The organism is Acinetobacter kookii, from assembly GCF_900096895.1.
Lineage (GTDB): Bacteria > Pseudomonadota > Gammaproteobacteria > Pseudomonadales > Moraxellaceae > Acinetobacter > Acinetobacter kookii.
The window spans coordinates 53969-68637 of the sequence record NZ_FMYO01000013.1; the positions used below are offsets into that span (position 1 = coordinate 53969).

The window sequence follows — 14669 nt, forward strand, 5'->3', positions numbered from 1 at the left end:
AGCTGAACATTCAATTATAAAATTATTGTTTTTGAGCCAATTGGGCTTCAAGTAATTTAATCTGTTCTTCTTTCAGGGCAATCAGCTCATCTGCATCGGCGTGTTGGGCTTTCAGCATGGCTTCCTGTTCATTTAGCTGGCTTTGAATATCTTCCAGTTTAGCCACTTCTTCTTTGGCGAGTGATTCATTTTCTGGAACAGCTTCTTTCAGGATTTTTTCATCCACCAGCTGAATGGTTTCCTGCTCGGTTTGAGCAAGCGGTTCTGGCGCTTTTTCAGCTTTAACCGCCGGTTTTGCAGGCGCCGTTAAACTGGCTCCTTCATGTTCAGGCAGTGTTTCGTTTGAAGTTGCAAAAAACCATTGATAGGCCAAAAAAAGCGCAATGATTGCAACCAGTCCCCCAGTAATGCCCAATAAAAGTTTTGGGCTGTTTCTTTGATCTAATGTCATATTGAACCTGTTTTTATTTAGGCTGACGCGGTTTGAACTGAATGACACCAATCTCATCCGGCTGTTCCGGCATCTGTGGTTCATCGACATGCGTTGGCCGATTTTCGCTATAGCCACAGTCAATACATTCAATCCATTCATCGTCGCCAGAAGTTAGCATGACAACCCGATCTAGCGCTTCACATTTTGGACATTTAGCACCTGCAATGAAACGACGTTTGATAGTCATCATCCTAACCTTCCGAACAATCTTAGACAGTTAGTTTAAGCGTTTTTAGAGGGTTTCGTCCAACCTTGATGACGTAATAACGCATCTATTTTTGGCTCGCGTCCGCGGAAATTGATAAACGCGTCAAGTGCTGTATCTTTTCCGCCAACTGCTAGAATAAATTGACGAAATTCTTTTCCGGTCTGAACATTAAAGATTCCTTCTTTTTCGAAACGATCGAAGGCATCACTGGCCAAAACTTCGGCCCATTTGTAAGAATAATAGCCCGCAGCATAGCCGCCGGCAAAAATATGGCTAAAGCTATGTTGGAAACGGTTGTAACTGGCTGTGGGCGCGACTGCATATTTTTGGCGAATTTCATCCAGCGTCGCTTGTACCTGTTCGGCATTTAAAGCCGAACTGTGCTTGTGAATATGCAGGTCAAACAGGGCAAATTCGATTTGACGCAAAGTTTGCATGCCGGACTGGAAGAAACGGGCATCCAGTAAGGATTTAAGCAAATCTTCTGGCAAATGCAGCTTCGTTTCGATGTGTTCACTGAGCAGATCGAGGCTGTCTGTATCCCAGGTCCAGAATTCCATAAACTGGCTTGGTAGCTCGACCGCATCCCAATCGACACCATGAGTTCCTGCCACAGCAATATGGTCGACTTCGGTCAATAGATGATGCAGACCGTGACCAAACTCGTGGAACAGGGTATTCACTTCATCATGGGTAAGTAACGCTGGTTGATCAGCGACTGCAGGGGTGAAGTTGCAGACCATGTAGCAGATCGGTTTTTGCAGGCCTTGTCGGGTTTGCATGCGCGAGCGGAAACCGCTCATCCAGGCGCCACCGCGTTTGCCACTGCGTGCATACAGATCGAGATAGAAGCCGCCGACCACATTGCCTTGATCTTCCAGTTCATAATAGCGTGCATCGGGATGCCAGAGCGGCGCTTCACGTTCCACAATGTTGATGCCATAGAGACGGTTCACAATGCTGAACAGGCCTTGCAAAATCTTCGGTGCAGGGAAATACGGTTTGAGTGATTCCTGCGATAAATTGAACTGTTGCTGTTTCAGTTTTTCCGAATAGTAACCCGTATCCCATGGCTGTAACTCGAAAATGCCATCCTGAATGGCAATGGTTTTTAATTCGGCAATTTCTTTGCTGGCCGGTGTGCGTGCATGTTCAGCCAGGTCGACCAGAAACTTGTCTACAGTTTCGACATCCGGTGCCATTTTGCTGGCCAGCGATAACTCGGCATAGTTTTTAAAACCTAACAGCTGAGCCATTTCATGGCGCAGGCTCAGAATTTCTTCCATCACCTGGGTATTGTCAAATTCAGGATGCTCCGACAGGTCGGAAGCACGGGTGGTATAGGCTTTATACAGCTCTTCACGCAAGCCACGGTCATCGGCATAGGTCATGATGGCCAGATAAGCCGGAATGTCTAAAGTCGCCACCGGCTGATCAAGTTCGCGTTGCTGGCCATATTGTTCGAGTAAATCGATACTGCTTTGCGGTAAGCCTTTGAGTTGTTCTTCAGTCAGCGGCTTGAAGTAGATTTGTGTGGCATCCAATACATGGTTAGAAAAGTCAGATGAAAGCTGCGACAAACGGGCAGAAATTTCTGCATAGCGTTTTTTCGCTTCACCTTCTAAAGCAACCCCTGACAGTTTGAAATCGCGAAGCGCCAATTTAATGGCACTTTGATGGGCTGCTGGAAGCGTGCTAAATACGGATGAGTCATGCACATGCTGATAGGTTTGATACAGCACCGTATGTTGACCCAGTTGGGTGTAGTATTCGCTTAATGCCGGAAGCAGGGATTGGTACAGTTCGCGTGTTTCTGAATTGTTCATCACTGCATTCAGATGTGACAGCACACCCCAAGCTTCACTCATGTTGTTTTCCAGCGTATCGACCTGTTCCAGAACATTGAGCTGTGCCTGAGTATCTTCTGGAACTGCGGTTAAATCGTTTAAAAAACTTTGTCCTTGTTGAATGGCCTGTTCAATCTGTTGTTTTAAATCGGCCAGTTGAATCTGGTCAAATTGTGGAACGGGCAAGGTCGCCTTTTCTAAAGTCATTTCTAATACGCCATATCATTTATAAAGTTAATAGTAGATGTAAGGCTTAGAGAGGGTTAAATCAAGGGCTATTATTTTTCAGTCGGTAAATACTTGGTAGACCAGACCTAATAAAAAGCCCTACCGGAGTAGGGCTTATATCGAAAAATTATTCTGTCTTGGCTTTCGCATTCGACTTTTTCTTTTTCGGCTTGGATTTTTTCTTCAGCTTGTCTATGGCTTTTGCATCTGCCTTGGCTGAAGATTTTTTATCTGACTTTTTGGCAGGTGCAGCAGATTTAGCTTTTGGCTTTTTCTTGCGAACCGGCTGTTCGCCCTCTTCATTTGCCACAGCTTTGGCTCGTGAACCAAAGACTTCCTCTGTGGTGGTCTTGGCCACACGTGGGGCACGGCTACGAATCACCCGGCCCGCATGGGTCAATTGTTGCAACAGTTCAAAGTCTATCTTGCGATCTTCCAGATTGACCGCTGCCACCTTAATTTTGACTTCATCGCCCAGACTAAAGGTCTGACCACGTGCCTGACCGATTAAGCTTTGGCTGGCCTGATCATAGACAAAATAGTCATCGCCCAGCTGGCTCACGTGAACCATACCATCGACATACAGGTCTTTTAAGGTCACGAACAGGCCAAACTCGGCCACGGCACTGATCACACCGACAAACTCTTCACCGAGATGCTGCTGCATATAATGACATTTCAACCAGGTGGTGACGGAACGGGAAGCTTCATCGGCACGGCGTTCGGTTTGCGAGAAATGTTCACCGGCATCATCCAGGGCTGCACCGGAAAGCGCGAAAGGCTTTTGTTTTAAATGGGCCTTAATGGCACGGTGCAATAACAGGTCCGGGTAACGCCGAATCGGGGAGGTAAAGTGCGTATAGGCTTCATACGCCAAACCGAAATGTCCGGCATTATTTGCACCGTAATAAGCCTGCATCATGGAGCGTAACAGCACCGCGTGAATGCTTGGTGCATCAATGCGGTCTTTGGTGGCATCAATCACCGCCTGATAATCTTTTTGCGTTGGCTGTTCAGGGAAAGGCAGGCCGAGCAATTTCACATATTCACGCACTTTCTGGATACGTGAAAATTCAGGTGGCTCATGCACACGGTATAACATCGGGATGTCATTTTCCAGGGCATATTCGGCGGCGGCCACATTGGCCAGCAACATGCATTCTTCAATCAGTTTATGCGCATCATTACGTGTACGCGGCAGAATTTCATTAATGCCACCCAACTCATCGAAGGTCATGTAGGTTTCGACGGTTTCGAATTCCATGGCATGACGCTCTGTACGTAAACCTTTCAGGATCTGATACAGCTGGAACAAGGTATTCAGCGATTTGCGTACATCACGATCTTCAGGAACGGCTTTGCTGTCGCCATCAAAATACTGTGCCACCTGAGTATAGGTGAGACGCGCTTTGGAATGCATGACTGATGGATAGAATTCAAAACCAGTGACGCGACCTGCACGTGACAGTTTTAGATCACAGACCATACAGAGACGATCGACATGCGGATTCAGCGAGCACAGACCATTAGATAAAGCTTCCGGCAACATCGGCAAGACAAAGTGCGGGAAATAGACTGACGTGCCACGTTCTTTTGCTTCATCATCCAAGGGCTGGTCATTACGCACATAATGGCTGACATCCGCAATGGCCACGACCACGCGGTAACCGCCGCCTGGACGTTTTTCGGCATATACGGCATCGTCAAAGTCGCGGGCATCTTCACCGTCAATGGTGACCAGGGCCAAATCACGTAAATCGATACGGCCCTCGCGGTCTTGTGCAGAAGGTTCTTTAAAGTGTTCCGCATCACGAATCACTTCTTCCGGAAATTCATAAGGCAAGCCAAATTCTAGAATGGTTTGCGGAATAATGATTTCGGTATCGGCCTTGTCTGCCATAGACTGAACGATATGACCGGTCGCCAGCTCTTCGCGGGTTGGATAGTCGTCAATGGCCACCCGGACCGAATCACCCACTTTGACCTGAGCATGTTCAATTAGTTCTTTTTCCAGGGTAATGGGTTGGTGAGCATTCGGATTGCCGGGCTGAATAAAGTATTCGCCATCGTGAACCGCCACTTTACCAATAATCTGTTTCACCCGATGCTGCACCACTTCGGTAATAAAACCCCAAGCCTTGCCTTTGCGGTCGACCGAAGTTTGACGAACCTTGACGCGGTCACCATTAAAGACCAGACGCAGCTCGCGTTCAGGCAGTAAAAGGTCTTCATGATCGGCAATCGAGGCACTGCCCAGACCTTTGGAATTGATATACACGGTGGCTTCATGCGTCGGCTGGCTGACGGCAAGCTGGAACTTGTAGCCATCTTTCATCAACTGGCCATCCCGAACCATGGCGATCAGGCGATGGCTAAGGGCATCAATACTTTTTTGATCTGCAATTTCAAAATGTTCCACTAGATCTGCATGAGATTGTGGTGCTTGTAGTTTTTCAATCGTTTCAGAAATAAGAATACGGCTGGGAATAGGATTTTCATAGCGTTCAGCTTCAGCTTTAGCTTCAGGATCGACCCAATTTTTCATAATGTCTTTGGCTTCATGTCAGAAGATAGGATTAGCATAAGTCATGCAGCAACAGACTGCACGTAAATGATTGCAATATTGTGTTTTTCAGTGCAAATTTTCGGGCCAGGTTGAATATTTCAGCAGCATTTGCCATAAAAAACAGCGAAAAGGGCAGAGCCAGCTCGGAAATTGTTTAAAAAATAGATGATTGATTAAAAATATCAGAATTTTTTGAAATCTGACTTGAAGAAACGAAGTTTAATTTGTATTATGGCGGCTCGTTACGGTGAGGTGGCCGAGTGGCTGAAGGTACTCCCCTGCTAAGGGAGCGTGGGTCTTAAAGCCCACCGAGGGTTCGAATCCCTCTCTCACCGCCACGAATAACTTGAAATGCGCTCATAGCTCAGCTGGATAGAGCACTTGGCTACGAACTAAGGGGTCGGGAGTTCGAATCTCTCTGAGCGCACCAATCAAGTTAAACGCGGCAATTTTTTATAGTAACGAATGCTGAAAAGCAACTCAAGTACGCGCTCATAGCTCAGCTGGATAGAGCACTTGGCTACGAACTAAGGGGTCGGGAGTTCGAATCTCTCTGAGCGCACCAACTTGAACACATCGACAGATGTAAAAATGGAAGAAACCGCACATGTTGCGGTTTTTTGTGCCTGAAATTTGGTGCAGTTGAGCGGGTAAGTTTTTTCGATGAGTGGAGATGTCTTTAAAAAAGTAGGGCATCTTAAATATCTACTCCAGACATTCCAGATATCTGGACGAAACCTGGAGTAAAAATGCACTGGTGAAATTGATTATTTTGATCTCAAAGTAATCTGTGCAATCCTCAAAAAACAAATGTTGTTTAAAAAATAGATGAAAAATCTAATTTTGCCCAATAACTGTTCACTTGATTGCGTATTTGTTAAAAAGCACTTAACAGAATATTAAAAACGCGTATAATGCACCACATCAAGACGTCGCGCTCATAGCTCAGCTGGATAGAGCACTTGGCTACGAACTAAGGGGTCGGGAGTTCGAATCTCTCTGAGCGCACCAACTTGATCGCATCGATAGATGTAAAACTGGAAAAAACCGCATTTAATGCGGTTTTTTTGTGCCTAGAATAAATTAAATGTGTGAAAAAATTATTTCATCTTGTGTTTAATCTTTAATGCCAATACGGTATTGCCCCCTATGGCCGGTAACATGTCGTGATAAGGCAGGCTTCTCATTGCTCTGAGCAGAAAGGGCGCTTTGTCATGGATTTTCATGGCACTGGTGACATTTAACAAGGTGCCTTGACCTTGCGGAATCAGATGCATCCCGCCTTTGACAAACTGCAAATCCCCACCCACCGCATCAAACTGATTTTCCAGACTGTTGGGATAGTCAAAACGCAGCTTAAAATCGAAGGGAATATTGATCACCCCCAATCCGACTGAAATTTTGTAATCTGCATCAATGGTGTTGGGTTTAATTTTTTTCAGGTCGATCTCTTCAATCTGGCGTGGAAAAAGCTCTTGATAAGCCGGCGCACTCAGCCAGTGCTGCATCTGTTGCGGTTTTTTTGCAAAGTACTGATAGCTGCTGCTAAAACGCAAGCTTTCCAGACCGTGCGGATAGGGCACCTTGCTGGAGGGCAAGATAAAAGAAACCGGTTCCTGGGACAGTTGGCTCAGTGTGGCAATTTTTTGAACCTGGTTCGAGCTTAATGGGGCTTCGGGTAATTCTCCAGCTTTCAAGCTGTGGTAACTCGGTGTTTTAAAGTGCTGTTGCAGGGCTTCGAGTAAAAAAGCGTTGGTGCCAGAGGGAATGCCGAGTTTGGCCTCCGGAAGTGCATTCAAAATGCTGCTGAATAAAAAGCCTTTGGGATGGTTTAAGTCGCCCCATTGGGTCACGGTAATTAAGGTTTTATTGTTGCCTAAATCAAACCATTCAATTTTGCCTGCACCATAAGGAATAGGCGCATCCAGGACAAGGGTTGAAATACTGTTCGCCGTTAAATGGTGCTGCATCAGCACATTTTCTTTAAAGTTTAATATTGGAATGGGTGTAGGGATGGACACCTGATATTTCATCTGGGTAATGTTGCCTTGTTGCTCAACGACCTTTGCTAACTTTAAGGTCGGAAATAGCCCCTTATACCCGTTATAGTTGCTTAAAAGCCGCGCTACGTTTTGGCTGCTGGCGGGTACCACTACTGCACCGGTATAAAACTTGCCACTGATACTGTGCGGATTTTTAAAGGTCGGTAAAGTAATTGCCTGTGCCGGATGGGCGTAAATCAAAATACGGTTTGCGGTTAAGTCAGCCAGAAGTTGGGTCTTTCCCTGGAATACACTCAGACTACTGGGAATCTGTTCTTTCCATGGAATGATCTTTGCCGAGACCTGCGTGCCGAGCAGGCAGCACAGCAGCAGCAAACCGCATTTATTTTTATTGTTTTGCATTTCACATCCTGTTTATGCTTTTTAAGTGAATGATGATGTTTTAATCAATTTCAAAACGGTTGTGAAGCAAACTTATGTAATTTAGCTTGTAATGAGCCGAGCAAAAACAATAAGGAAAAGGCCGAATCTGGTGTAATATCTAGCACAATTGTTCGAATAATTTGATGATGAATCATGTCAGAGACCAAGCCTGCTGTATCGGTACGTTATTTTTTAAATCTGGAAGAATCACAAGACGGTTTTGCGCTTGCGACGTTTGGTAAAAAGCAGATTAGCCGTTTTATTACCCCCTTCGTAAGTATCGGAATTATTATTTGGGGTTTTTACCTCGGCTTTAATGGCGTGGGTCGCTATTATGTTGCGCTCGGTGCTTTCTTTTTAATTTTGCAGCTGATTATGCGTTACTGGTTTTTACCAATGATGTTTAAGCGTCAATTTGTAAAATACCAGCTTGGTAAAAGTGAACAAGGCATCGAATTGTTTCAGGATCATGCGGAAATTTATGCCAATGGTCGTAAACAGATGTTTAACTATAGCGACGTGCAAAAATTTGCTACAGGTAAACTGACGTACATGATTGAATTGAAGAACCGTACCGTGGTGGTTGTGCCGAAACGTGCTTTTGAACACTCTGCCGAGCAAACCGTATTTGAAAATACATTTAAAAAGTAAGCCTGAAATAACCTAACAGTGAAATAAAAAGGGAAGATCATGAGTACACGTCCATCGAAGATTGTCTGTGTCGGCCGTAGCTATGCGGACCATGCCAAAGAATTAGGCAATGCCATTCCTGATCGTCCGGTTTTGTTTATCAAGCCACCGAGTGCCTTAATGGCATTGCAAGAGGGGATTTCATGGAACCCGGCTTGGGGTAATTGTCACTATGAATGCGAACTCAGCCTGCGGATTGACCGTACTTTAAAGGCGGAGACCGATCCGGCTAAAGCGCTGGAAGCTGTGGGTGCGGTAACTTTGGGCCTGGATTTAACCTTGCGTGACTTGCAGGATGACCTGAAAAAGAAAGGTCAGCCTTGGGAACGTGCCAAAGCATATGATGGTTCATGCCTGTTGGGTGACTGGGTTGAGCTTTCAGAAGTGAAAGACTGGAAAGATGTACATTACACCTTGCATGTGAATGATGAGCTGCGTCAAAAAGGCGATACATCTTTGCTGATTTTTGATATTGCGACTTTACTTGCTGATATCAGCCAGGTCTTTACCCTGGAAGAAGGGGATGTGGTGATGACAGGTACACCGGCGGGTGTGGCTGCATTGCAATCAGGCGATCAACTCACCATGACGTTGCAAGGTCAGAGCCAGGATTTTGTCTGGAAAACCTTTGTTTAATAAGTAAAAAGATTGAATAAAAAGGCTGCTTAAATGCGGCCTTTTTAAGTTCTGAATTTTTTCATGACGGTCAGTTTGCATGACTGGATCAGACATTTTTGTTCGCTCATACCTCCGCGTAGTCATTGAAAAAGCCTTCATATGTGAAGGCTTTTTTATGGCATCGTCAACGTCAGTTAACGCTATTTCTTTTCAAAAATAGCGGACAGGGGAATGGATAGTTTTGCAGCCAGATAATCATCAGATTCAACCAGTGCGGGTCCGAGTCTTTGTATCCATTCATCATCCGGACGGATATTGGCAACATCTTTGCTGCGTGGAAGCGGGTAGGGTAACTGTTTATAAAAACTCCAGAAATCCACCTGAGCCAGATTGCGCGCGAGAATGTATTGATCATCGTCGGTACGTTTCACCAGATTTTGCTTTTCCAGCATCAGTACATAACCTGGCCAGCGTCCAATTTCATCACGACCCAAAACCAGCAGCGCTTCTTCATCTGAAACCGTTTCGCCAATTTGCTGCTTTCTATAAAACAGCTCAAGCACGTCTAACAGCATGATTACCGGATGACGCTTCTGTTCTTTACCTGAATTAAACGCAGTCAGGCCATAACTGATTTCGACCCCCAGCAAAACAATGTTCCAGGACAGGAAAATCCATAACAGGAAAATCGGGATGGCTGCAAAAGCGCCATAGACAATTTCATAACTGGTAAAATTTGACATGATGACGCCAAACAGATTCTTCAATAATTCAAACACGACTGCACTGAATGTACCGGCAATCAAGGCGGCTTTAATTGGGACGCTACGGTTGGGAATGGTCCAGTTTAAAATAAAGAACCCCAAAATGGTCAGGACAAAGGAAATGCCCCACAAGATAAATTCGCCGTTGACCTCATAACCGGCAAAATTATTGCTGAGTACATTTAATGAAGCCACAGTCGATGAAATAGCAAAAGCACTGCCTAACAGAATTGGACCGAGGGAAATAATGGTCCAGTAACGCATAAATCCAATGATTCCACCTCGCGTTTCCTGAACCCGCCAAATCCGGTTAAACACGGTCTCGATACTGGAAAGCATCATAACTGTAGTCACAAACAGAAATAAAATACCAATCACGGTCAGGTTGCTGGATTTATCGGTAAAGGCATTAAAGGCCTTGTCAAAGGCGATGGTGGTTCGGGGCAGAAAATGGCTGTAAATCAGTTGTTGTAATTGCTGTCTTGCTGGTTCCAGAGCTTTAATGGAAGAAATGATTACCAGAAAAACCGTCAGCATGGGAACTACTGCAAACAGCGTGGTATAAGTCAGAGAAGCTGCCTGATCACGACAACGATCGGCTTCAAAACGTCTGATAACAAATAAAGCAAATTGAAACCAGGTCTCATTATAAAAAGGAAGTTTTTTTAAATACTTTTCTAACATAGTGATGAAGTCTCAATTTTTTTAGTCGTCTTTATGAATTTTCAATACCAAGCTTAACCAAAAAATGGGAAAAATACCGTATAGTTTTCTCTTTTGGCTTTGTTTATAAAAATTATGCAGTCTTATGTCCTTGTTTTATATTACAGCAAATATGGTTCAACCAAAGAAATGGCGCATTTAATTGCCAATGGAATTGAATCTACAGGTATGGCGATAAAAATTCGTACGGTGCCTAATCTATCCACTGTGGTGAAACAGGCTGAACCGAGTATTCCGGAGGAAGGGGATATTTATTGCACCTTGGATGATTTGGCCAATTGTTCAGGTTTGGCTCTGGGCTCGCCTACACGGTTTGGCAATATGGCCTCCGAGATGAAATATTTTTGGGATCAGACCACCAGTCTGTGGCTGAATGGCGCCTTACATCAGAAACCGGCCTGTGTCTTTACATCTTCAGGTTCTATGCACGGCGGGCAGGAAAGTACATTGCTGACTATGCTTCCGCCCCTGTTTCATCATGGCATGATGATTATGGGTCTGCCGAATGCCAACCCGGCATTATCCAATACCAAATCGGGTGGTACGCCGTATGGAGCAAGCCATGTGAGTGGTCCGCGCCATGATTTGGGACTGAGTCAGGATGAAAAAATCCTGTGTGAAGAGCAGGGTAAGCGCTTGGGTGATGTGGTTAAAAAATTGCAGGCAAGCTGATTTTTTTATTGAGAAACTGGGTTCAACTCACCCTGTTCTTAAAATATAGAGATAAAAAAGACCATTCTAAAAATGAATGGTCTTTTTTATTGCAACTTAAAGTTTAAGTATCTGAATGCTTATGCTTTTTCTTTAAAGCGATGCTTGCATTTCAAGCATTTATAATCCAGGAACACATTTTTATCGATAATGACTCCGGCTTTTTTACCGAAAATATTACCGAGTACCCCGCCTGTCACCCCTACGGCAATGGCACCTACAAAGGTGCCTACAGTGCCACCGAAAATCACTCCTAATGGTCCGGCAATTGCCCCAATCGCTGCGCCTGTGGATGCGCCTGTTGCAGCCCCACCGACTGTTCCTGCGGTTGCTCCGGCTGAGGTCATTAAAATTCCACTAATGGTCTTTAAATTCTTTTCATGATCACGTTTTTCAACTTCAGTCGATCCACATTTAGGACATTGCATAGAGTTTTCCATCAACAAGTTAGCTTGACCGATCTTGGGCTATATGGAATAGAAAGGGCTTCAAGGTCAGCGGGTATTTATGACATGTTGCTACAGTATGTCTGTTCTACATCTGGATGTCAGGAACATTTCATACCAACCTGATTCTAGTGGAAATAAAGTCAAAACAGTTTATCTGAGTTGTAAACACATTCATTCTTCATCGAATAGGGGGGCGGATGGGTTTTTAAGTATTCATCAGCTCTAAAAGCATGAGCAATTACTTTGTTCTCTAGGTTCTGCAACTTCAAGCAGGGTGAGGCTGCCCCGGTCCTCTGTTCAAGTTTCATTTTAAGTGTGCTTGGGTTCAATTCTATGGAGGCTGGGAGGGGAAATACCGATTTGAGGAATAGAGGCAAAAAATTACCTTTATCTCAGGGTTTCTTTATAAATAGATTTAACTGTGATTGATTAATTATATTTTTAATAAAATATGATGGAAATCACACTTAGAAAGAAGTCCTCATAAAATCGAAATTTACCATTCTATAAAATAAGTGAAGAACATAATTTCACGCTTTATTAGCGAAATTATTTATTACTTTTTAGATAAAAAATATATTATTTTAATCAAGTTTGTTATGTGAATTTTATATTCAAAAAATTTTTATATAATGATTTATTACAAATCACAAATAAATAACAAATCCTTATTTTTATAATATAAAACAAATGGATAATTTTTTGTAAAAAACAGAAAAAATGTGAATCTGGATAAATATTGCCTTTTATTTTTTTTATGTGATTTAATTTTACTTAGATTTATTAAAACTTATTTTAGTCAAAGATAAATTAACATCTCAGGTCAGAGGGCTTCAAAGATTATGAGAATATTAATGATCAATCTGGGTTTATTTTGTTACTGTTTTCTGAACACTGCTTATGCTACATCGGATGAATGGAGTCAGCGCTGGAAATCATCAAGTGCCCGTTCCAATGAGAATCTGGTGCAGGCAAATCTGATCGAGCTCAAGGATTCCGATTATTATTCCGGCTTGGGAAAAACCATCATCAATAGTACCCATACCCGCTCTATCGGTACGGTAAATACCCCGACCAACAATATCAATATCAGTGGTGCAAATAACGACATAGACATTTCCAGTGATACTGCGAATGACGGGACTTTAAATTCGACGACTACTCAAAATAATCCGCAATGCCCTAACTTAAGCACCCCATCGGGAGACTCGCTATGCTGAATTTTCCGTTCACCCAAAACAGCAGATCTTCTGGGGGGTATCTATGTCCTGTTTGGTTATTTACTTTCGGGCCGAATCGGCTTGCCATTCTCAAGCAAGAAGCCGTTCAGCCTGGTACAGGAGCCTGAGATGAATAAACAGGACTTGATTAAATCCATCAGCAGGAAACAGAACTCATCTTCTTTAGGTAAGACAGATGACCGGAAGGATAAGAAAGACCAGCAAGAGGGAGAGACTTCAATGCTGGAGGATGTCCGCCCCGAAGTGGTCGAGAATTACTGGTCAATCACGCAGCTTGATTAAAAGCACTATGAAAATGGGCTCGCTCCCATGATCAGAAGAAGTACTTAGCGAGAGGTGCTTCAAAACGTGAAAAGGAAGAACAGCTATGAAAAAAACTGTTAAAACAATCGCCTTATCCGTCGCCTTCCTGACCGGTGCAGGCATGGCAAATGCTCAAGACACGGAAGTGGCTGTAGATACGGGTCTGGAAACGGCTCTGGCTACTTTATCCCAGCAGGTCACCAATGGCTCTGCGCTTAACCTTGCAGTCAATACAGCGGATATTAATGCAAGCGTCAACACAGAGGGAGGTTTTGATGCTGTCAATAATTTTGAAAACACCATAGAGACCTCGGCCCTGGGTGCTGTAAATACAGGTAATCTCGCTGTGGAGCAAGGCAGCCTGAGTGCTCTCAGTACCGGTACACTCAATGCAACGCTTGAAGATCAACAAAGTCAATTGGAGTCGTTGACCGATACTGAGAGCGATTCGTCATCACAGATCGAAAGTGCGCTTGGTCAAAGTCTTGATGCCAGCTTTAATGAGGAGTTGAATCAAACCTTGAGCAATTACAGTGTAGCCAATGTCGCCTTTAACTCCGGCGCTATTGACGCATCTGTAAATACAATCACAGAAGGAACCGAGAATAATATCAACGGTATTAAAACTTCTGCCATTGGTGCGGTGAATACAGGTAGCATCACCGTAACCGTAAAGTAACCCCGTTTGCAACATGACTAAAGGTTTAACTATTGGTAAATAGTTAGGCCTCTTTTTTAAATAAATTATTGATTTAATTGATAAGAATAAAATCATTAACCTATTCTGGGGGCAGATTCCTTTTGCACGGGACGGATGGGGAAGACGAAATTACCTATGCCCAGCTTTTTTGTATTTGATTAATCAATTGAATCAGCCAGATCAAGGCTGCTATTCATTCCTGCCCCCGGCTTTATGGCTGGGGTGGAGGCATTTTTTGAAATGGAAATCATCCTGCTAAAAAAATTTATCTTTCTACCAGAATTACTTTATAAATACGCTTAACTGTGATTGGTTAATTATATTTTACTAAAAAAGTAGAAGTGCGTCACATTTTAGTAGGAGTTCCAATAAAATCAAAGTTTACAACTTTCTAAAATTGAAAATGCTTTCATAATTGCAGTTTTGGTGTATGAGATTTTGATTTTTTTAATATATAAAAAATATTATTTTAATTAAAATTTTGATGTAAATTTTAATTTTAAAGAATTTTTACATAATGATTTCTTACAATTTAAAAATAAACAATAATTAACAATTTATTAATTATAACAACAAGATAATTTGTTATATTAAACGTAATACATGTAAAACCTCATAAATTTTGCCTTTTGTTTTTTTTATGTGATTTAATATTTTTAATATAAATTAAACCTTACTAATTAGAAAATAAATAAACATCCT

13 protein-coding genes and 4 tRNA genes are annotated in these 14669 nt (G+C 43.2%); 10 read left to right on the top strand and 7 right to left on the bottom strand.

Annotation, left to right across the window (positions count from 1 at the left end):
- Window positions 1-22 precede the first annotated feature (22 nt).
- From BLP85_RS13775 to rnr, 4 genes are all read right to left on the bottom strand, one after another.
- Complete coding sequence (locus BLP85_RS13775; RefSeq protein WP_092820801.1) at window positions 23-451, bottom strand: hypothetical protein; 429 nt, start codon at window positions 449-451, stop codon at window positions 23-25.
- A gap of 13 nt (window positions 452-464) precedes the next feature.
- Window positions 465-674, bottom strand: coding sequence for a YheV family putative zinc ribbon protein (locus BLP85_RS13780; protein ID WP_171259728.1), 210 nt, complete (start codon window positions 672-674; stop codon window positions 465-467).
- 41 nt (window positions 675-715) lie between these two features.
- Complete coding sequence (locus BLP85_RS13785) at window positions 716-2755, bottom strand: M3 family metallopeptidase (RefSeq protein ID WP_092820804.1); 2040 nt, start codon at window positions 2753-2755, stop codon at window positions 716-718.
- A 148-nt stretch (window positions 2756-2903) separates the two neighbouring features.
- Window positions 2904-5324: a ribonuclease R gene (gene rnr / locus BLP85_RS13790; RefSeq protein WP_213031976.1), complete on the bottom strand. Its 2421-nt coding sequence runs from the start codon at window positions 5322-5324 to the stop codon at window positions 2904-2906.
- 264 nt (window positions 5325-5588) lie between these two features.
- Here rnr and BLP85_RS13795 point away from each other — a divergent pair.
- From BLP85_RS13795 to BLP85_RS13810, 4 genes are all read left to right on the top strand, one after another.
- Window positions 5589-5680: transfer RNA gene (locus tag BLP85_RS13795), tRNA-Ser, on the top strand.
- A gap of 15 nt (window positions 5681-5695) precedes the next feature.
- Window positions 5696-5772: transfer RNA gene (locus tag BLP85_RS13800), tRNA-Arg, on the top strand.
- Between the two features lie 58 nt (window positions 5773-5830).
- A tRNA-Arg gene (locus BLP85_RS13805) sits at window positions 5831-5907 on the top strand.
- Window positions 5908-6276: 369 nt separating this feature from the next.
- Window positions 6277-6353 (top strand) — tRNA-Arg (locus BLP85_RS13810).
- 89 nt (window positions 6354-6442) lie between these two features.
- Here the strand turns inward: BLP85_RS13810 and BLP85_RS13815 are convergent.
- Window positions 6443-7747, bottom strand: coding sequence for a hypothetical protein (locus tag BLP85_RS13815; RefSeq protein ID WP_092820808.1), 1305 nt, complete (start codon window positions 7745-7747; stop codon window positions 6443-6445).
- A 174-nt stretch (window positions 7748-7921) separates the two neighbouring features.
- Between BLP85_RS13815 and BLP85_RS13820 the strand changes: the two genes are divergently transcribed.
- Together BLP85_RS13820 and BLP85_RS13825 are read left to right on the top strand one after the other, a co-directional pair.
- Entirely contained in the window at window positions 7922-8419 is a 498-nt protein-coding gene (locus BLP85_RS13820; RefSeq protein ID WP_092820810.1) for a YcxB family protein, read from the top strand.
- Between the two features lie 39 nt (window positions 8420-8458).
- A complete protein-coding gene (locus tag BLP85_RS13825; RefSeq protein ID WP_092820812.1) occupies window positions 8459-9094 on the top strand; it encodes a fumarylacetoacetate hydrolase family protein in 636 nt (211 codons plus the stop codon).
- A gap of 182 nt (window positions 9095-9276) precedes the next feature.
- Here the strand turns inward: BLP85_RS13825 and BLP85_RS13830 are convergent, their stop codons facing one another.
- Window positions 9277-10524 carry a YihY family inner membrane protein gene (locus BLP85_RS13830; RefSeq protein WP_092820814.1) on the bottom strand — a complete coding sequence of 416 codons (1248 nt, stop codon included), beginning with the start codon at window positions 10522-10524 and terminating at the stop codon, window positions 9277-9279.
- A gap of 114 nt (window positions 10525-10638) precedes the next feature.
- On the opposite strand from BLP85_RS13830, the gene wrbA reads away from it, so the two are divergent.
- Window positions 10639-11235: an NAD(P)H:quinone oxidoreductase gene (gene wrbA, locus BLP85_RS13835; RefSeq protein WP_092820816.1), complete on the top strand. Its 597-nt coding sequence runs from the start codon at window positions 10639-10641 to the stop codon at window positions 11233-11235.
- 119 nt (window positions 11236-11354) lie between these two features.
- Here the strand turns inward: wrbA and BLP85_RS13840 are convergent, their stop codons facing one another.
- Window positions 11355-11714 carry a hypothetical protein gene (locus BLP85_RS13840; RefSeq protein ID WP_092820818.1) on the bottom strand — a complete coding sequence of 120 codons (360 nt, stop codon included), beginning with the start codon at window positions 11712-11714 and terminating at the stop codon, window positions 11355-11357.
- A gap of 851 nt (window positions 11715-12565) precedes the next feature.
- Between BLP85_RS13840 and BLP85_RS13845 the strand changes: the two genes are divergently transcribed.
- From BLP85_RS13845 to BLP85_RS13850, 3 genes are all read left to right on the top strand, one after another.
- On the top strand, window positions 12566-12943 hold the full coding sequence (locus BLP85_RS13845) for a hypothetical protein (RefSeq protein WP_092820820.1): 378 nt from the start codon (window positions 12566-12568) through the stop codon (window positions 12941-12943).
- A 129-nt stretch (window positions 12944-13072) separates the two neighbouring features.
- Window positions 13073-13246, top strand: coding sequence for a hypothetical protein (locus BLP85_RS14985; RefSeq protein ID WP_165493268.1), 174 nt, complete (start codon window positions 13073-13075; stop codon window positions 13244-13246).
- Between the two features lie 85 nt (window positions 13247-13331).
- Window positions 13332-13946: a hypothetical protein gene (locus tag BLP85_RS13850; protein WP_092820822.1), complete on the top strand. Its 615-nt coding sequence runs from the start codon at window positions 13332-13334 to the stop codon at window positions 13944-13946.
- The last annotated feature ends 723 nt before the right edge of the window (window positions 13947-14669 follow it).